This window comes from Aquaspirillum sp. LM1 (assembly GCF_002002905.1).
GTDB lineage: Bacteria > Pseudomonadota > Gammaproteobacteria > Burkholderiales > Aquaspirillaceae > Rivihabitans.
The window spans coordinates 2,317,233-2,335,051 of sequence record NZ_CP019509.1; the positions used below are offsets into that span (position 1 = coordinate 2,317,233).

The window sequence follows — 17,819 nt, forward strand, 5'->3', positions numbered from 1 at the left end:
AGCCAGGGCAGACAAGGGCAGACATGATAACGGATGCACGCGCTCCGGTGGCGCAACACTTCAGGGCAATCGCGCCATCAGGCCACCAAGGCACCTGATTGACATCCTTCCCTGTCTGAAGGCAGGGGATGCCTACGGCGCGCATCCCGGCATCAAGCCGGAAGGCGTCGCTTCGGCGGGCTCCTGGCCCAACGCCCCAGCTTCAGGCGAAGTCTCTGCACAAGCTGACCGGGCGTGTCCCGCCCTTGACACATTGATTGCGCCAACCAGATCAGCGCCTCCTTAGCCCGCTATAGATTGCACCCCATTTGCCCTGGCTGAAAGCCAGTTGAAAGACCCGCTGGCGCAAACTGCCGCCAGGGGACGCGCAAGCGCTGTAGGGGTTTTCCTTTACGGGTTTCCCGCGATTGTGGGCGCTGCCCGCCCCCGCTACCCTGCAGCACGGCTACCCGGCGACAGATCGGGCCGCCATCAACGAGGACGCGAGGAGAAGCACAGATGAAAATCGGGGGCAAATTGGCCGTGGCGCAGGGCCTGCTATTGCTGGCGCTGGGCGCAAGCTTTGCGCTGGGGGTGTCCAGCCAGTTGGGCGAGCGGTTGCTGGCGCGCAGCGACAAGGTGCAGGCGCAGCGGCTGGAAGATGCATTGAACATGCTGGATGCGTATAACCAGGCGCTCAAGGGCAGCGTCGATCAATTTGCCCGCATGTTTGAAGCCGAGCTGATTGGCCAGTTCACCCTGGACAACACGCAGACCCTGGCCACGGGGCCGGCCCGCACCGGCGTGCTCAGGCTGGACAACACCGTGCTGAACAATCGCGTTGACGAAGTAGACCGGTTCACCGCCCGCACCAGTGCGGTGGCCACGGTATTTGTCCGCCATGGCGAGCAGCTGATTCGGGTCAGCACTTCATTGCGGCAAACCGATGGCGAGCGGGCGCTGGGCACGGCACTGGATCCTGGCAGCCCGGCATATCAAAGCCTGATGGCCGGCCTGCCGTATATTGGCAAATCCCAATTGTTTTCCCGCGACTATATGGCGCGTTATACCCCGCTGGAAAACGCCCAGGGCGAGGTGATCGGCGCGACTTTTGTCGGGGTGGACATCACCCAGGACATCGTCAATCTCAAGGCGCGGCTGGCCAAGGTCAGAGTGGGCGACAGTGGCCAGCTGCATGTGCTGGCGCTGGATGGCCCGCAACGCGGGCAGTTTGTGCTGCATCCCAGCCTGACCGGCAAAAATGCCCTGGCTTTGCGCGACAGCCGCGACCAGCCGGTCTACGCGCCGATGCTGGAAGCCCCTCAGGGGGCCCGCAGCGTGACGCCTGCCGGAACGTCATCGCCCCACCTGCTGCGCTACGCGGCTTACCAAGACTGGCGCTGGCTGTTGGTCAGCGATGAACTGCACGATGAAATCAATGCAGAAAACCAGTTGATCCTGTTCTGGCTGCTGGCCGGGCTGGGGGTATTGCTGGTGCTGCTGGTGGCGGCCATGGCGCTGAGCAGTCGCCGGTTGGTCAGCCAGCCACTGGGCGCGCTGGCCAGCCAGGTGAACGGCATCAGCCAGCAGCGCGACCTGACCTGCCGGCTGCCGGCACAACGGCGCGATGAAATGGGCGCACTGGCGCTGGCGTTCAATCGCCTGCTTGAGGCGTTTCAGCAGGCGCTGCGCACCACGCTGGACAGCGCCCAGCAAGTGGATGATGCCGCCCGTGGGGTCAGCGACAGTGCGCACCGGGTGGCGCAGGATTCACAGCAGCAAAGCCTGGCTGCCCAGCATATCTCCCAGGAAATCGACCTGCTCAACCAGGGGATTGCCGAAATTGCCGACGACACCCGCCAGGCCCAGCAGCTCACCGCCCAGTCGGCAGCGCAGGCGCAGCGCAGCCAGCAGGATGTGGCACACGCAATTGAAGAAGTCAGCCAGGTGGCAGACACCCTGTCCACCGCCGCCAGCACGCTGAGCAGTGCCCAGCAGCAGGTCGAGCAGATTTCCGCCATTGTCAGCGTGATTGACGAGATTGCCGGGCAAACCAATCTGCTGGCGCTGAACGCCGCCATTGAAGCTGCCCGCGCTGGCGAACAAGGACGCGGCTTTGCTGTGGTGGCCGACGAGGTGCGCAAGCTGGCCGAGCGCACCAGCCACGCCACGCACGAAGTGGGTGGCATGATCGAACGCATGCAGCGCAGCAGCCGGACCGCCGTCAGCAGCATGCACAGCGCGGTCAGCCGGGTCGATCAGGGGGTGGCCGCCACCCGGCAAGTGGGCGACGCCATCCACGCCCTGCAACAGGGGGCCCAGCAGATTGCCGGGATGATGGATACCATCAAGCAGCGGCTGGACGCGCAAAACGACAGCGCCCAGCTGATTGGCCTGCACACCCATCAGGTGGTGGAAATGGCCGATGCCAACCAGGCGGCCGCCCAGCATGCGGCGGTGTCCGCCGGGCAGATGACCCAAATGGCGCTGACCCTGCGCCAGGAAGTGCAGCATTTCCGGGTGTAGCCTGGCCGGCACGCGCCCAGGGTGATGCCACCCGATGCGTTATGGGTATCGCCCGAGTTCCCGCTTAAAACCCGAAACTGCCCTGCCCGCCATCCGGATGGCGCACTTCCGCCTCGGTATGTCCCTCGGCCAGGCGCAAGATGATCCGCTCGCCCTGTTTGAGCTGGGCCGGGCTGCGCACCGGCTGGCCCTTGCGGTTTTCTACCATGGCGTAGCCACGTTTCAGCACGGCATTCGGGTTGAGCGCCGCCAGGCGTTCGGCCAGATGCTGCTGTTGCTGGCGCTGCTGGCCCAGCTGTCGTTGCATGGCCAGGTGTAGACGGTCGGCCAGATGCGCCAGCATCGCCTGGTGTCGGGCCGGTTGTGGGCGCAGGCGGGCGTGGCGTTCGCTCAAGCGCGTCAGCTGCCAGCGTGCGCGCTCCAGGCTGCGCTGCATCTGCAGGCTCAGGCGCTGCTGGTCGCGCTGCAGCAATTGCGCTTGCTGACGCAGCCGCTCGCCAGGGTGAATCAGCCGGCCCGCCAGGCCGTCCAGCCGTTGCATGCGGGTGTGCAGGCTGCGCTGCATGGCGCGCGCCAGCCGGGTGTGGCGTTGTTCCAGTTCGGCAGCCAGCGCCTGCCGGTCGGGGCACACCCGTTCGGCTGCGCCGGTTGGGGTGGGCGCACGCAGGTCGGCGACAAAATCGGCAATGGTGAAATCGGTTTCATGGCCAACGCCGCTGACGGTGGGAATCGGGCAGGCGGCCAGCGCACGCGCCACCGCTTCGTCGTTGAATGCCCATAAATCTTCAATGCTGCCGCCACCGCGACAGACAATCAGCACGTCCACTTCGGCGCGCAGCGCGGCCTGCTCCAGCGCAGCCACAATCTGCCGGGGGGCCGCCTCACCCTGCACCAGGGTGGGGTAGAGCTGCACCGGAATGCTGGGCATGCGCCGGCGCAGGGTGCTGACCACGTCGCGCAGGGCGGCACCGCTGGCGGAAGAGATAATGCCGATCCGGCGCGGAAATGCCGGCAGCGCCCGCTTGCGTGCCGGGTCAAACAGTCCTTCGGCCCCCAGCTTTTGCTTGAGTCGCTCGAATGCCTCGAACAGGCGGCCCAGCCCGGCTTCGCGCAGCATGTCCAGCTGAATCTGGTAGTCGCCCCGCGCCTCATATAAGGACACCTGGCCAAAAGCTTCCACCTGCAAGCCTTCACGCAGCCGGAACGGCAGGCCGGCCAGCCGGCCCCGGAACATCACCGCGCGAATCTGCCCGCCCTTGTCTTTCAGTGAAAAATACGCGTGGCCGCTGGCAGCCAGGGTGAGGTTGGAAATTTCACCGCTGACCCATAGGGGGGGCAAGCCACGTTCCAGCAGGCCACGGGCCAGGCGATTGAGTTCGGTCACGCTGACCAGTTCGGGAAAAACAGCCTGCATTGGGCATCCTTGCGCTTTGTCAAGTCATCCACACCCCTTTTCCTTGTAATCAATCTGTCAAGAGGGGTTTGTCATGAACCGGGGGTGTATTTATCAAGTATTTGTTTTTAAAGCAATTGTTCCAACTGCCCAGCAAATGGGCAATCCAGAAAAAAGCCTTGCCAGACGCGGGGTTTAGCCGTTCGCCCAAGGTTTGTCCACATGGTTATCCACAGATTATGTGGATGGCTGGAAAAAACCCTGAAAAACCATTTGTTTATCTGCACATGGGCCTATCAGCCCTGTGTTCGGTCGGGCAATTGCGTCAACTGGGTTGCCGCAAGCAAAACCTTAGCGTAGAGTAAGAAGATTGTACTGTCTACGCACTTCAAAGGGGTCTTGCGTGTTGTCGATCATCGAAGCGGCCGGCTGGCCAATCTGGACCATCATTCTGGCATCGGTGCTGTCGCTGGCCATCATCTTCGAGCGCTTTTACAGTCTGCGGCAAAGCCTGGTTGCCCCTGCCGGTTTGCTGGAAGACGTGCTCACCCGGCTGCAGGCCGGCGAATCGCGCAGCCTGGCCGAACAGTTGGCCAATGGCGCGCCGCTGGCGCGCATTCTGGCCGCCGGGCTGAAAAACCACCACGCCAGCCGTGAAGTGATGAAAGAAGCGATTGAAGAAACTGGTCGCGCCGTCGCCCATGAGCTGGAACGCTTTCTGACCACGTTGGGCACCATTGCCGCCATGGCCCCGCTGCTGGGCCTGCTGGGCACGGTGATTGGCATGATCGAACTGTTTGGTGCCACCACTCCGACCGGTACCAACCCGCAGCAGCTGGCGCACGGTATTTCCGTGGCGCTGTACAACACCGCCTTTGGCCTGGTGGTGGCGATTCCCAGCATGATCTTTTATCGCCATTTCCGCGCCAAGGTGGATGCGCTGCTGGTGGGCATGGAACAGCAGGCCATTCATCTGGTGGACGTGGTCCACGGCGACCGCGACCGTTAAGGAGATCGGCATGAACTTCAGCCGAGGCCGCAAGCGCGAAGAGCCGGAAATCAACTTCATCCCGCTGATTGACCTGCTGCTGGTGATCCTGATCTTTTTGATGGTCACCACTACCTACAATCGCTTTGCCGAACTCAAGATCAACCTGCCCACCGCCAGCGCCGATGCCCCACTGGAAAAACCCCTGGAAATCCGCGTGGCGGTCAATCCAGCCGGTGAATACCGGGTAAACGATCAGGCTGTGGCCAGCCCGGCGCTGGCCGACGCGCTGAAAGCCGCTGCTGGCAGCCAGGCCGACCCGGTGGTGGTGATTCAGGCCGATGGCAAGGCGCCGCATCAGGCGGTGGTGTCGGTGATGGAAGCCGCCCGCCAGTCCAGCCTGAGCAAGCTGACCTTCGCCACCCAGGCACCGGCAGCGCAGTAAGCCGTCGGGATAAAGCGGCCAGCCCAGCCTGGTTGCTTTATCTCAGGATACGCTGAAAAAATCGTCATTCCCGCGAAGGCGGGAATCCAGGGTGTTGATTTTACTGGGTTTTGTTTTTGGCAAAAACGGTTTTTCTGAATAAATCAGCGCGTCCCTCATGCGCCTAGCCTGCTGGGTAAATCGCACACAGATGCCTTGCCAGGCGGTTTTTTCTGCTCCGCTCACGCTGCACCCAGGCATCTGCCGCGCTGCCATCTCACACTATGTCCGATACTCCCAACACCTTCTCTGAGCGTCTGCAAGCCTTCTGGCATGGCCGGCGCGACCCATGGCTGGCACTCTGGACCATTCCGCTATCCTGGCTGTTTGCCGCGCTGGCGGCTCTGCGTCGCGCCGCATTTGCCTGCGGCCTGCTGCGCCGTGAGCAGCTGCCGGTGCCAGTGGTGGTGGTCGGCAATATCCATGTTGGCGGTGCGGGGAAAACCCCATTGACGCTGGCGCTGCTGGCTAAACTGCACGCTGCCGGGCTACACCCCGGCGTGATCAGCCGGGGTTATGGCGGCACAGCGCGGCAGGCGCAGTCAGTCGGAGCCGAAGACAGCCCGGCCCTGGTGGGCGATGAGCCGCTGCTCTACGCCCAGGCCGGCTTTGCCGTGGCGATTGGCCGCCGGCGCAGCGAGGCTGGGCGCGCGCTGCTGGCCGCCCACCCCGAGGTCAATGTCATTCTGGCCGACGATGGCCTGCAACACTACGCACTGGCGCGCGACATCGAGCTGGCGGTGGTGGATGGCGGGCGTGGTTTTGGCACGGGCCGGCTGCTGCCTGCCGGGCCGCTGCGCGAGCCGGTCAGCCGGCTGGCGCAGGTGGACGCGATTGTGATCAATGGCGAGACAAGGCCAGCCGGGTTGCCGGTGCATCCGCGCTGTTTTCATATGCATTTGCAGCCCGGTGCGCTGTACCGGCTGGCCCAGCCTGAGCAGACCGCCCAGGCTGCCGCATTTGCCGGACAACGGCTGGTGGCGCTGGCCGGCATCGGCCATCCGCAACGCTTTTTTGCCACCCTGCGCCAGCAAGGGCTGACGCCAGCGCGCTGCCTGGCATTTGCCGATCACCATGCCTTTACCGCCGCCGACCTGCCCGACGACGCCGATGCGATTGTAATCACCAGCAAGGACGCGGTTAAATGGCGAGCGCTCGATAATGGTAAACTCTGGGTTTTGCCAGTCACCGCCCAGCTCGACCCCGAACTGGCCGACTGGCTGGTTTCCACGCTGAAAGAACTGCTCCATGGACAGCAAGCTGCTTGAAATTCTGGTCTGCCCGGTCTGCAAAGGCCCGCTGGTGTTTGACAAGCCCGCGCAGGAACTGATCTGCAAGGCCGACCGCCTGGCTTACCCGATTCGCGATGGCATTCCGGTGATGCTGGAAAGCGACGCCCGTGAACTGCCGGCCAGCGAAGAGGTGCGCGGTGGCTGATTTTCGGGTGGTGATTCCGGCCCGGCTGCACTCTACCCGCCTGCCCGACAAACCCCTGGCCGACATTGCCGGCCTGCCGATGGTGGTGCGCGTGGCGCAGCAGGCGGCCAAAAGCGGCGCGCGCGAGGTGGTGGTGGCCACCGACCACGCGCGTATCCTGCACGCCTGCGCCGAACATGACGTGACCGCCCGGCTGACCCGCGCCGACCATCCGTCCGGCACCGACCGGCTGGCAGAAATGGCCGACCTGCTGGCGCTGGCCGACGATGACATCGTGGTGAATGTGCAAGGCGACGAGCCGCTGATCGACCCGGCGCTGATCGACCAGCTGGCCGCGCTGATGGCCGCTGGCGAAGCGCCGATGGCCACGCTGGCGCATCCCATCCATGATGCGGCAGACATGTTTAATCCAAATATCGTCAAAGTGGTGCTTGACCGCCACGGTCATGCGCTTTACTTTAGTCGGGCTCCGATTCCCTACGCCCGCGACGCGTTTGCCCACCGCACCGACGCGCTGCCGCCAGATCTACCCGTTCTGCGCCATATCGGGATGTATGCTTACCGCGCCGGCTTTCTGCGTCACTACCGTGAACTGGCACCGTCTGCGCTGGAAGCCATCGAAGCGCTGGAACAATTGCGCGTACTGTGGCACGGCCACGCCATCGCGGTTGGCGTGGTTGACCAGGCGCCGCCAGGCGGGGTGGACACCCCAGAAGACCTCGCCCGCGTGCGCGCCCTGTTTCACTCATAATCATAACGACCGCCAATCCTACAAGTGGAGTCTCACTCAATGAAACTGATTCTGTTGGGCGCACCGGGCGCCGGCAAGGGCACCCAGGCCAATTTCATCAAAGATAAATTCGGCATTCCGCAAATTTCCACTGGCGACATGCTGCGCGCCGCCGTCAAGGCCGGCACCCCGCTGGGCCTGGAAGCCAAAAAGATCATGGATGCCGGTGGTCTGGTGTCGGATGAAATCATCATCGGCCTGGTCAAGGACCGCATTGCCCAGCCGGACTGCGCCAACGGCTTTTTGTTTGACGGTTTTCCGCGCACCCTGCCGCAGGCTGACGCCATGCAGGCCGCTGGCGTGACCATCGACTACGTGGTGGAAATCGACGTGCCGGACAGCGAAATTGTTGAACGCATGTCGGGCCGCCGCGTGCATGTGGGGTCGGGCCGCACCTACCACATCAAGTTCAATCCGCCCAAGGTGGAAGGCGTGGACGACGAAACCGGCGAAGCGCTGATCCAGCGCGATGACGACAGCGAAGAAACCGTGCTCAAGCGTCTGGCCGTGTACCACGAACAAACCGAAGTGCTGGTAGGGTATTACTCCAAGATGGCCGCCAGCGGCGACGCCACTGCGCCGAAGTATGTCAAGGTGCCGGGCGTGGGTTCGGTGGATGGCATCCGCGACGCGGTGTTCCGCGCACTGGGTGCCTGATTCCGCGCCTCTCGTCTGCGCGGTGCGCCTTAGTGCGTGCTGCCTGGCACAAAAAGCCCCGTCTGGCTCCTGCCCGGCGGGGCTTTTTGCTACAATCGCCGGATTGTGAACTGCCTGTGGGCCTGCTCTGTCATGACCTTGAAAAATGCTTTCTACGCTCAATCCGGTGGCGTCACCGCCGTCATCAATGCCTCGGCAGCCGGGGTAATTGAAACCGCCCGTCGCCATGCTGACAAAATCGGCACGGTGTATGCGGGCCGCAATGGCATTATTGGCGCGCTGACCGAAGACCTGATCGACACCAGCCTGGAATCCGACGCCGATATCGCCGCGCTCAAACACACCCCTGGCGGTGCGTTTGGCTCGTGCCGCTACAAGCTGAAAAGCCTGGAAAGCCACAAGGCCGAATACGAGCGGTTGATTGAGGTGTTCAAGGCACACAATATTGGCTATTTCTTTTACAACGGCGGCGGCGACTCGGCAGACACCTGCCTGAAAGTGTCGCAGCTGTCGGAAACCCTGGGCTACCCGATCCAGGCCATCCATGTGCCAAAAACCGTCGATAACGACTTGCCAATCACCGATTGCTGCCCCGGCTTTGGCTCGGTAGCCAAATACGTGGCCACCTCGATCCGCGAAGCCGGCTACGATGTCGCCTCGATGGCCAAAACCTCGACCAAGGTGTTCATCCTCGAAGTGATGGGCCGCCACGCCGGCTGGATTACCGCTGCCTGTGGCCTGGCCAGCGAAGCGGCCGGCGAGCCGCCGCATATCCTGTTGTTCCCGGAAGTGCGTTTTGACGAAACCGCCTTCCTGGCCAAGGTGGACGCCTGCGTCAAGGAATACGGCTACTGCGTGGTGGGCGTGTCGGAAGGCATCCGCAATCCGGACGGCAGCTTTGTGGCCGAAACCGGGCTGAAAGACGCCTTTGGCCATGCCCAGCTCGGCGGGGTGGCACCGGTGGTGGCCAATCTGGTCAAGGAAAAACTGGGCTACAAATATCACTGGGCAGTGGCCGACTACCTGCAGCGCGCTGCCCGCCATATTGCCTCGCAAGTGGACGTGGATCAGGCGTATGCGCTGGGCCAGAAGGCGGTGGAACTGGCGCTTGACGGTGCCAATTCGGTGATGCCGACGGTGGTGCGCGAAGCCGACAGCCCGTATACCTGGCATATCGGCGTGGCTGAGCTGAAGGACGTGGCCAATGTGGAAAAATTCATGCCGGCTGAGTTTATCAGCGCCGATGGCTTCCATATCACCGACGCCTGCCGCCGTTACCTGTCACCGCTGATTCAGGGCGAAGCCTTCCCGCCGTTTGCCAATGGCCTGCCGCAGTATGTGCGCCTGCAAAATCAGGCGGTAGCAGCCAAACTGCCTGCGTTCAAGGTATAAGCCATGCCACCCGCTAGGCGGGTGACAGGCTCACGGCACAGAGGCCCCGACGCGGTGAGCGTCGGGGCCTCTGTGCTTGTGCGGACTTCGACCAGTCCGCTCAACGCGGGATTTTGACCCGGTCCTCGTCAAAATCCCCTTTTTCTGCGCCGCTGTGGCAGGCCAGGCAGTTGGCGGCACTGCCAACAGACTGACGCCGCCATACCTCAGCGCGCACCTCGTCGTGCTTGCGGACAAACCAGGCGGTGGTGGTAATCCGTGGCGGCTCGCCCGCCTTGCGCGATGGCTCCAGCGGCAAACGGTTTACCGCCGATGCCGCCGCCAGAAAGGTGCGAATCGCCTGTTCGTCTTTTTTATCCAGCGTGGCATTGCTGCCGTAATGGTTTTTCAGCGTGTCCATCTGCTGCTGCCAGGCCGCAGCGGGTAACAGGCCGGGTGGATAAGCCATATGGCAGCTGGTACATTCGGTTTTCCACACAGCAGGCACCTGGCCCACGCTGAGCTGCTTCGGGCGTTTGCCATAGCCATGGTGGTGGTCATCATCATCGGCGTAAGCCAGGCTGCTGCACAGGGTCATGGCCAGCAAGAATATCGGGGCGCGTGTCCAGGTCATGGTGTGCTCTTGAATGCATGAATCAATCGGGGTGAAAGGTTGGGCAATCAGCGGGCCAGGGATTATTTCACGGTAACGATCCAGCTGATGAAATCACCTTTTTCCTGCGCGGTGCATTCACGTTTCAGCACATCATCACAATTGCGGCGAAACCATTTTTCCACTTTCTTGCTGTCGGTAAACCGGGTGGGGGTCACTGCCGGGGCAAGCGGCTCAATCGGGCGAAACGCGGGGGTTTTACCCGGCTGGCGCGGGTCGCTGCTGTGGCAGGTGGCGCACTGCATCGGCTTGCCGCTGGCACTGGATTCACGAAAATACAAGGCCTTGCCACGTTCGGCAGCAAACCCGGCAAACGCTGGGTTGGCTTGGCGCACCTGCTGTTCATAGTCTTTCAGCAAGGCAGGGTTGGCCTGGGCCAGGCTGGCCGACAGCAGTAATCCCATGACAATGAAACACTTCATCGAAAACTCCCTGGTACATAGTCAGTCTGGCTATCCTGGTCGAGAAAACTTAACAGTAGATTAACCCTCTTGATACTCAGGGATTTTGTGCTTTGTGGACGCCGCTAATCCCCGGTTAAGCTCAGCGCTTTAAGCTGATGGCGATACCTTGACTGTGCAGGAGCTGATCTGTCATGAAGCCGTTTTCCCGTTTTCGTTTTTATCACTGGGTGCTGGCCCTGGTGTTTGCCGCCGCATATCTGACCGGCGAAGATGCCGAGCTGGCGCATGTCTGGCTGGGCTATGGCTTGTTGCTGTTACTGGGGCTACGCCTGCTGCTGGCGCTGTTCAAGGCCAGGGGGTTTCCACGCCTGTGGCCATCGGGGCCGGCCTGGCGCAAGCCAGTAGGGGCGCTGGGGCGGATGGTTACCCTGAGTGCCTTGCTGGGCTTTGCTGCCACGCTGGGGCTGGGGCTGACCCTGGTGGACAACCGTGCCGCGCTGTCTGATGGCATGGCCAGGCTGATTCCTGCCGCACAGGCAGATTCGGGAGGCGAATTCAGCGCGCATACCCTCAGCCGCTGGTTGAGCGAGAGCGATGAAGTTCACGAGGCACTGGCCAATGCCGCACTGGCTTTGGTGGGCGGGCATCTGGCCTGGTTGCTGCTGTTTAACCGCCGTCAGGCGTGGGCGCTGGTACGCGGTAGCACGCCAGCGCAGGCCGCCAGCGCGACATCGTCCGGCCCGCAAGCGGCGCGAGCACCGCTGGCAGCGCCAATGCTGATGTCGCTGCAGGTGCTGGCAGTACAACGTGACCCCCGTGCCCAAGTCTGCCATATCCGCTTGCGCCGACCGGCACAAGCAGAGGGAGCAACATTTTTGCCTGGCCAGTTTCTGACCGTGGCGGTGCCCTTGGCGTCAGCGCCAGTGTGGCGCTGTTATTCGCTGTCCAGCGCGCCGCACGATGCGGACTGGCAGTTGACCGTCAAGCGGGTGGCTGGTGGCCAGGCGTCAAACTGGTTGAACGACCAATTGCAAGCGGGAGACCACTTGCGCGTGCGGGCACCGGCAGGGCAGTTTGTGGCCCCGTCGCTGGCACATGATCTGCTGCTGATTGCCGCAGGCAGCGGCATCACCCCGGTGTATTCGATTCTGCGCGCCGCCTTGCATGACGGCCAGGCAAACATCCGGCTGATTTACGCCAATCGCCAGGCCGATGCGGTGATTTTTGCCAGGGAAATTGCCCAGTTGCAGCGCGACTACCCACAGCGGCTGTCGGTACACTGGCATCTGGATACACAGGATGGCCGGCTGGACCGCCTGGCGCTGCTGCCTCGGGTGCAGGGCTGGACGCACGCCAATGCCATGCTGTGCGGCCCACAGGCGCTGATGGCTGAACTGGCGCGTGCCTTGCTGGCGGCTGGCATGCCGGCCAGCCGGATTTATCAGGAGCAGTTTCAGCCTGCCCAGGTTGGCACTCCCACCCCTGGTGGCGTAGCCAGCACACTGCAGGTGACGCTGGATGGCCACACCCACCAGTTGCCAGTGGCAGCTGGAGAGGTATTGCTGACGGCCATGGAGCAGCATGGTCTGCAGCCGCCCAGCGCCTGCCGCTCAGGGGCGTGTGGGGCATGCAAGTGCCGGGTGACTTCCGGGCAGGTACGGCTGCGGGAAAATGGTGCGCTGAGTACTGCCGAACTGGCCGAGGGCTGGATACTGGCTTGCCAGGCTGAGGCAGTGTCAGCCAAGGTGACGGTGCAGTATTGAGCGCTGACCACCCTCCACGACAACGGCCCTGGCGGCGATTCAGGGTCAGTGAAATCGCCGCCAGGGCCGTGTGCGCAAGCTGAGCGGGGTTGCTTGGTGTTGTGTTAACGACGGTTTTTCATCAGCCCGATCAAGCGGTCGAGCAGATGCTGGTCCTGCTCGTTTTTCAGCAGGGCACCCGCGTGTGGCGGCGCGCTGCTGCCGGCCAGGCTGGCCGCCAGCGGGGCGCTGCTGGGGGTCAAACGTTCGTCGGCCAGCAGGCGCAGCCAGTCGAGCAGTTCCGAGGTGGAGGGTTTTTTCTTCAGGCCGGGCAATTCGCGCACGGCCAGAAACACTTCCAGCGCTTCGGCAATCAGTTGCTCGCGCAGGTCGGGGTAATGTACCTGGATGATCTGGCGCAGGGTGTCGGCGTCGGGAAAGCGGATGTAGTGAAAAAAGCAGCGGCGCAAAAAGGCGTCGGGCAGTTCTTTTTCGTTATTGCTGGTAATCAGGATAATTGGCCGCTGGCGTGCGCGCACCTGCTGGCGGATTTCGTAGACGTAAAACTCCATCTGGTCGAGTTCGCGCAGCAGGTCGTTGGGAAACTCGATGTCGGCCTTGTCGATTTCGTCGATCAGCAGCACCGGTGCCTGGTCGGCGTCGAATGCTTCCCACAGCTTGCCCTTGATGATGTACTCGCCCACGTCGCGGCTGCGGCTGTCGCCCAGCTGGGCGTCACGCAGGCGGGACACGGCGTCGTACTCGTACAGGCCCTGCTGGGCCTTGCTGGTGGATTTGATTGGCCAGACAATCAGTTCTCGTCCCAGCGCCCTGGCCACTTCTTCGGCCAGCATGGTTTTGCCGGTGCCTGGCTCGCCCTTGACCAGCAGCGGGCGTTGCAGGGTGATGGCCGCATTGACCGCCATCATCAGGTCATCGGTGGCCACATAGTGTTCGGTGCCGCTAAACAGGGTGTGCATGGATTATTGCCGAATGAATTCTTCTTCCAGGGTATCCAGGGTGATGTGCCATTTGGCCATCATGTATTGCAGCAGGGCCATTTCCGGCTCGCTGATGGTGTCGTCGGCCTTGCACAGGTCAAGCGCGATGGCGCAGGTGAGCAGGCGTTTTTGCGGGTCGCTCACTTCGTCCAGCAGCAGGTCGGCGCGGGCGCGGTCGATCAGGTGGATGCTGCCATCGGGCTCGGCTTCATCGCTGATGTCGTTGCAGTAGTCGTGAAAAATGGTCAGGAACTGCTTGCGTTCCAGGTTGAGCAGGGAAAACAGGCTCAGACGCTCAAAGCTGTCCAGTTCACGCGGGTCCATCACCCCGTCTCCCATCATGAACATACACAGGATGCGGGCAATTGCCTGCGGGCTGTTGGGGGCGTAGTTTTTCATGCAGATTCCTTTGGGACAGCCAGTTCGGTCAAGCCGGCGCGCTCAAGAAAACGCGACGGAATAGGGGCAATTTTACGGGTTTGGTAGTCAAAAAACACAATACCGGTCTTGATGCGGGCAATTTCTTTTCCACTAGCCTGATTGTCCAGCTGGTAGAACATGTCAAAGCCGTAGGGATTGAAGTCGCCCAGGGCGATGCGCACGGTCAGTTGTTCACCATGAAAGGCCTCGGCGCGGTACACCACCACGGCGTCGGCCAGCACAATGCCCACGCCTTCAATGTCGATTTCGCTGTAGCCCAGCGATTTAAAGTATTGCAGGCGCGCTTCATGGGCGAGCGACAACACGGCATCATTGCCAAGGTGGCCGCCATAATTGATGTCGCCGATCCGCACAGCCACTTCGGTCTGGAAATGGCAGGCGTCCGGCAGGGTCAGCTTGACACGGGCCAAGGTTAACTCCAGTCAGGGTGGAAAATACGATCGAGTGTATGCGTGGCCTTGTGTTAAATCAACAGGCCAAGGGCTGGCTTTGCTAGACTGAAAGCCTGTTCTGTGGCGTTTGCATGCGATGAAAGGGTTTCATCCATGCTGCACAGGGGTCTGGCACAATCTGGCCGCTGTGGCGGGCGTGGCCTGTTCTGTGGGCGCAGCATGCCATTTTCAAGGAGTGAGCCATGTATCAACGGATTTTTGTCCCGGTTGACGACAGCAGCACGTCGCGTCGGGCACTGGAAGAAGCCATGCGTCTGGCCAAGCACACCGGGGCTACCCTGTTGCTGGCCCATGTGGTGGATTTGGCCCAGTTTGGCTGGGGCGGCACCGAGTTTCTCGATGCGTCTGAACTACAGAGCAATATCAAGGCCACCGGGGAAGCGGTGTTGAATGCCTCGTCGTCGCTGGTGGAAGCCGCCGGCCTGCCGTGCAATGCCACCCTGCTGGAAAGCTGGGGCGACAAAATGGCCGAGGTGCTGGTGCAGGAAGCAGAGGCCGAGCATGCCGAACTGATTGTGATGGGCACTCACGGGTTTTCCGGGCTGATGCATCTGCTGATGGGCAGTGTGGCTGAAGGCATCATGAAAAAAGCCTCGGTGCCGGTGATGCTGGTGCGCTCGAATGAAACCGGTCCGGTGACTGAGACAGTTGCTATGCCGTCGATTTGAGCGGCAAGCATCCGGTTTGCAGGGGTGGCATGGCGCAGCCTGCTGCAGACGGTATCGTCTGGGTGGCATGATAAACGCACAATGGCCTGTGTCCGCTGGATCATCTGCCTGGCCACGGGGCCAACCGGGCAAGGAAGATGTCATCGAATCACAGGCCATTGCGCATTCAATCATGCGCTGGCAATACTCAGCACGAAAAACAAGCTTGGCTGCTCTCCGTTTTGCCCCTGAATATGCGCAGTGCGTGACGTGTGCGGGCTGAAGTCAGGCGTTGGGTGCTGATGATGGCCTGCTATTGCTGGGCGGTGTGTAACAGTCTGGCATGACAGGATAGCCATGCCGGGCTGCGGGCTCCGGCCAGTCAACTGAGCAAACCCTCTCCGGCACCATGCCGGCTCAAGCCGAGGTGACAGCGTCGGATTGCATGTCGGCCTGGGCCTTGACGGCTTTACGCAGGCTCTTGTACAGATCCGGATGGGTGTCCTTGAGATACTCGATGATTTCAAAATCTTCGCGCTTGACCTTGGACAGATCCACCTGCTCGATATGCACCAGACGGAGCAGTTCACGAACCGGCTTGGGCATGTTGCGGCCCGATTCGTAGCGGGAGCCACCCGATTGGGTTACCCCGATCTTGCTCCAGAATTCTTGCTGGTTCAGGCCCAGCTTGCGGCGGATTTCCCGTGGGTTCGGGATTTTTTCAAACAGTTTCATAACATTTCCTCTCGTCGTTGGTAGCGTACGCCCCGTACTCAGGTTATAAGTCAGATTTGGAAAAATTCCAAACACATAGTGAGCTTGACTGTATTTTTAGCTGGAAGTTTCCACAACTACGTACTTCCACTTAATATTTTAACCAGCGGGGAAGATGACGACAACGGAATGCGACGAAAAGTTTCGTTAACGCGCAAAAGCGTGTCGTATTCAGGCATACGCACGTTTCGGGGAATACAAGAGGGGAAGGTGGCGAGCCTGACCCCCGGCACTTGCAATAAGCGGCTGTGGCTGCTTCCTTCCGGACCTGACCAGGTTCACCACCTTGCAATGCGGGGAGACCCGCCATAGAACTTACCATCATACCCGATGTGCCTTGCCTGGGGAAGCCCCACTGGCAATTTATTTTGACGCCCGCTGACAGCCGCTAAGGCTGCAGAGCTGACGCCACAACACAGTCGCTCTGTGTGTCGGTTATCCTTCCGTGCGAATCGCGTGGATAAAATACTGTTGTAATTTTGCAACTTTTGGTCCAACCACCGCCATGCAGTAAGGCTGCTGCGGATGGCGATCAAAGTAGCGGTAGTGCGTCATTTCTGCCGGGTAAAACACCCCAGCCTCGACCACCTGCGTCACCACCGGGTCAGGCCACACACCGTTTTCAGTCAGGTTGGCAATGGCCTGATGGGCGGCTTCCCGTTGCCGGGCATCGTGGTAAAACACGGCTGAGCGGTATTGGCTGCCAACGTCATGACCCTGCCGGTTTAAGGTGGTAGGGTCATGCGTGGCAAAGAACACCTCAAGCAACATACTGAAATCAATGATGTTTGCGTCAAAGACAATCTGCACTGCCTCGGCATGGCCAGTATCACCCTGGCAAATATCCGGGTAGGTGGGATTCTGGGTATGGCCGCCGATGTAACCCGAGCGCACGTCATGAACGCCGCGCAAGCGGGTAAACACCGCCTCCAGACACCAGAAACATCCGCCTGCCAACGTGGCTTGGCTCAGGGTCACTGCCGGAGCAGATATCATCATCAGGTCCTGTACGTAGAAATACTTAATGCAGCTACTGAGTACGGTATATGGGGTTTAAGCAAAAATTTCCAGCTTTTTTTTGCAAAAAAATCCCAATCACCTCGAATGCGCATAACGGCGGCAGGTTTCCCGCACGGTTTCCGTCTGCACCGCCACACTGGCGCTGATTGGTTGGGCATAGCCGCCCCCCATACATAACGCCACCGGCATGGCGTGCTGCGCGCACGCATCCAGCACCAGCCGGTCGCGTTGCGCCAGCCCGTCGGCGCTCAGACTGAGTTTGCCCAAGCGATCGGCAGCCAAAGGATCCGCGCCAGCCAGATAGATCACCAAATCCGGGCGAGCCTGGGCAAATAATGCTGGCAGGGCAGCTGACAAAGCCGCCAGATAAGGGCCATCACCGGTATGGTCAGGCAATTCGATATCCCAATCGCTGGCCACCTTGCGAAACGGAAAGTTGCCGGCACCATGCATGGAGAATGTGTAAATACTCGGATCGTCCTGGCACAGCGCCGCCGTGCCATTGCCCTGATGCACGTCCAGGTCAATCACCAGCCCACGGCGGATCCGTCCTTCCTGCTGCATCAGCCGCAACGCCACCACCAGATCGTTGAACACGCAAAACCCGCTGCCGGTCTGCCGGCTGGCGTGGTGCGTACCGCCGGCCAGATTGACACCGCAGCCGCTCCACAAGGCGCTGCGACAGGCGGCAATGGTGGCCCCCACCGAGCGGCGGCTGCGCTCCACCAGCGCAGCCGACCAGGGAAAACCGATTTCACGCTGGGCAGCTGCGCTGAGAGTGCCGCTGAATACCTGACTGATATAGTCGGGATCATGCGCCAATGCCAGTTCAATAGCGCTGGCAGCGTCTGGTTCGGCCAGCAGGGGCTGGGCAAATTCGGCCACGGCCTGGCGCAACAGCGCGTATTTTTCCATCGGAAAACGATGGCCGGGCGGCAGGGGCAAGGAAAAATGGTCAATGTAAAAAATCTGCATGCGGGCTGTCGGTATTCGCTGAGGGCGCGGGTACAATCGCCCGTTCGGTTATTGGCCCGGCAACG

General features: G+C 61.4%; 19 protein-coding genes and 1 other RNA gene. 10 read left to right on the forward strand and 10 right to left on the reverse strand.

All coding sequences use genetic code 11. From position 1 onward, the window contains the following. The first annotated feature begins 498 nt into the window (after positions 1–498). Complete coding sequence (locus tag BXU06_RS09935; RefSeq protein WP_077299129.1) at positions 499–2,505, forward strand: methyl-accepting chemotaxis protein; 2,007 nt, start codon at positions 499–501, stop codon at positions 2,503–2,505. A gap of 64 nt (positions 2,506–2,569) precedes the next feature. Here the strand turns inward: BXU06_RS09935 and xseA are convergent, their stop codons facing one another. After that, on the reverse strand, positions 2,570–3,919 hold the full coding sequence (gene xseA, locus BXU06_RS09940; RefSeq protein WP_077299131.1) for an exodeoxyribonuclease VII large subunit: 1,350 nt from the start codon (positions 3,917–3,919) through the stop codon (positions 2,570–2,572). Positions 3,920–4,301: 382 nt separating this feature from the next. Here xseA and BXU06_RS09945 point away from each other — a divergent pair, with 382 nt between their 5' ends. The 7 genes from BXU06_RS09945 to BXU06_RS09975 all read left to right on the forward strand — a co-directional run bounded on the left by BXU06_RS09945 (position 4,302) and on the right by BXU06_RS09975 (position 9,646). After that, positions 4,302–4,907: a MotA/TolQ/ExbB proton channel family protein gene (locus BXU06_RS09945; protein WP_077299133.1), complete on the forward strand. Its 606-nt coding sequence runs from the start codon at positions 4,302–4,304 to the stop codon at positions 4,905–4,907. 10 nt (positions 4,908–4,917) lie between these two features. After that, complete coding sequence (locus BXU06_RS09950; protein WP_077299135.1) at positions 4,918–5,331, forward strand: biopolymer transporter ExbD; 414 nt, start codon at positions 4,918–4,920, stop codon at positions 5,329–5,331. A gap of 263 nt (positions 5,332–5,594) precedes the next feature. Then, positions 5,595–6,638: a tetraacyldisaccharide 4'-kinase gene (lpxK, locus tag BXU06_RS09955; RefSeq protein WP_077299137.1), complete on the forward strand. Its 1,044-nt coding sequence runs from the start codon at positions 5,595–5,597 to the stop codon at positions 6,636–6,638. Then, on the forward strand, positions 6,619–6,807 hold the full coding sequence (locus tag BXU06_RS09960) for a Trm112 family protein (protein WP_077299139.1): 189 nt from the start codon (positions 6,619–6,621) through the stop codon (positions 6,805–6,807). Before lpxK ends, BXU06_RS09960 begins: the two co-directional genes overlap by 20 nt. Then, the gene (gene kdsB, locus BXU06_RS09965; RefSeq protein WP_077299141.1) at positions 6,800–7,558 is read left to right on the forward strand and encodes a 3-deoxy-manno-octulosonate cytidylyltransferase; all 759 of its coding nucleotides are present in this window, start codon (positions 6,800–6,802) and stop codon (positions 7,556–7,558) included. The genes BXU06_RS09960 and kdsB overlap by 8 nt, the downstream gene beginning before the upstream one ends. A 39-nt stretch (positions 7,559–7,597) precedes the next feature. Next, positions 7,598–8,254, forward strand: a complete 657-nt coding sequence (adk, locus tag BXU06_RS09970; RefSeq protein ID WP_077299143.1) for an adenylate kinase — start codon at positions 7,598–7,600, stop codon at positions 8,252–8,254. 132 nt (positions 8,255–8,386) lie between these two features. Then, complete coding sequence (locus tag BXU06_RS09975) at positions 8,387–9,646, forward strand: 6-phosphofructokinase (protein WP_077299145.1); 1,260 nt, start codon at positions 8,387–8,389, stop codon at positions 9,644–9,646. A 100-nt stretch (positions 9,647–9,746) separates the two neighbouring features. Here BXU06_RS09975 and BXU06_RS09980 read toward each other — a convergent pair whose 3' ends face one another. Further along, entirely contained in the window at positions 9,747–10,259 is a 513-nt protein-coding gene (locus tag BXU06_RS09980) for a diheme cytochrome c (protein WP_253189441.1), read from the reverse strand. Between the two features lie 62 nt (positions 10,260–10,321). Continuing rightward, positions 10,322–10,702 carry a DUF1924 domain-containing protein gene (locus BXU06_RS09985; RefSeq protein WP_216352459.1) on the reverse strand — a complete coding sequence of 127 codons (381 nt, stop codon included), beginning with the start codon at positions 10,700–10,702 and terminating at the stop codon, positions 10,322–10,324. 191 nt (positions 10,703–10,893) lie between these two features. Between BXU06_RS09985 and BXU06_RS09990 the strand changes: the two genes are divergently transcribed. Further along, complete coding sequence (locus tag BXU06_RS09990; RefSeq protein ID WP_077299149.1) at positions 10,894–12,465, forward strand: ferredoxin--NADP reductase; 1,572 nt, start codon at positions 10,894–10,896, stop codon at positions 12,463–12,465. Positions 12,466–12,569: 104 nt separating this feature from the next. On the opposite strand, the gene BXU06_RS09995 is transcribed toward BXU06_RS09990, so the two are convergent. The 3 genes from BXU06_RS09995 to BXU06_RS10005 are packed head-to-tail and all read right to left on the reverse strand — an operon-like array spanning position 12,570 to position 14,296. Continuing rightward, the gene (locus BXU06_RS09995) at positions 12,570–13,424 is read right to left on the reverse strand and encodes a MoxR family ATPase (protein WP_077299151.1); all 855 of its coding nucleotides are present in this window, start codon (positions 13,422–13,424) and stop codon (positions 12,570–12,572) included. 3 nt (positions 13,425–13,427) lie between these two features. After that, on the reverse strand, positions 13,428–13,844 hold the full coding sequence (locus BXU06_RS10000; RefSeq protein ID WP_077299153.1) for a hypothetical protein: 417 nt from the start codon (positions 13,842–13,844) through the stop codon (positions 13,428–13,430). Then, a complete protein-coding gene (locus tag BXU06_RS10005; RefSeq protein ID WP_077299155.1) occupies positions 13,841–14,296 on the reverse strand; it encodes a thioesterase family protein in 456 nt (151 codons plus the stop codon). The genes BXU06_RS10000 and BXU06_RS10005 overlap by 4 nt, the downstream gene beginning before the upstream one ends. Before the next feature lie 224 nt (positions 14,297–14,520). Here BXU06_RS10005 and BXU06_RS10010 point away from each other — a divergent pair, with 224 nt between their 5' ends. Then, positions 14,521–15,006 (forward strand): universal stress protein, encoded by a 486-nt coding sequence (locus BXU06_RS10010; protein WP_077299157.1) that lies wholly within the window; start codon positions 14,521–14,523, stop codon positions 15,004–15,006. Positions 15,007–15,402: 396 nt separating this feature from the next. On the opposite strand, the gene BXU06_RS10015 is transcribed toward BXU06_RS10010, so the two are convergent. The 4 genes from BXU06_RS10015 to BXU06_RS10030 form a co-directional block, all read right to left on the reverse strand. Beyond that, a complete protein-coding gene (locus BXU06_RS10015) occupies positions 15,403–15,720 on the reverse strand; it encodes a DNA-binding transcriptional regulator (protein WP_077299159.1) in 318 nt (105 codons plus the stop codon). 248 nt (positions 15,721–15,968) lie between these two features. Continuing rightward, positions 15,969–16,067: signal recognition particle sRNA small type (gene ffs / locus BXU06_RS10020), an RNA gene on the reverse strand. Between the two features lie 127 nt (positions 16,068–16,194). After that, positions 16,195–16,758 carry a peptide-methionine (S)-S-oxide reductase MsrA gene (msrA, locus tag BXU06_RS10025; protein ID WP_308418067.1) on the reverse strand — a complete coding sequence of 188 codons (564 nt, stop codon included), beginning with the start codon at positions 16,756–16,758 and terminating at the stop codon, positions 16,195–16,197. Between the two features lie 96 nt (positions 16,759–16,854). After that, positions 16,855–17,754 carry a histone deacetylase gene (locus BXU06_RS10030; RefSeq protein WP_077299163.1) on the reverse strand — a complete coding sequence of 300 codons (900 nt, stop codon included), beginning with the start codon at positions 17,752–17,754 and terminating at the stop codon, positions 16,855–16,857. Positions 17,755–17,819 lie beyond the last annotated feature (65 nt).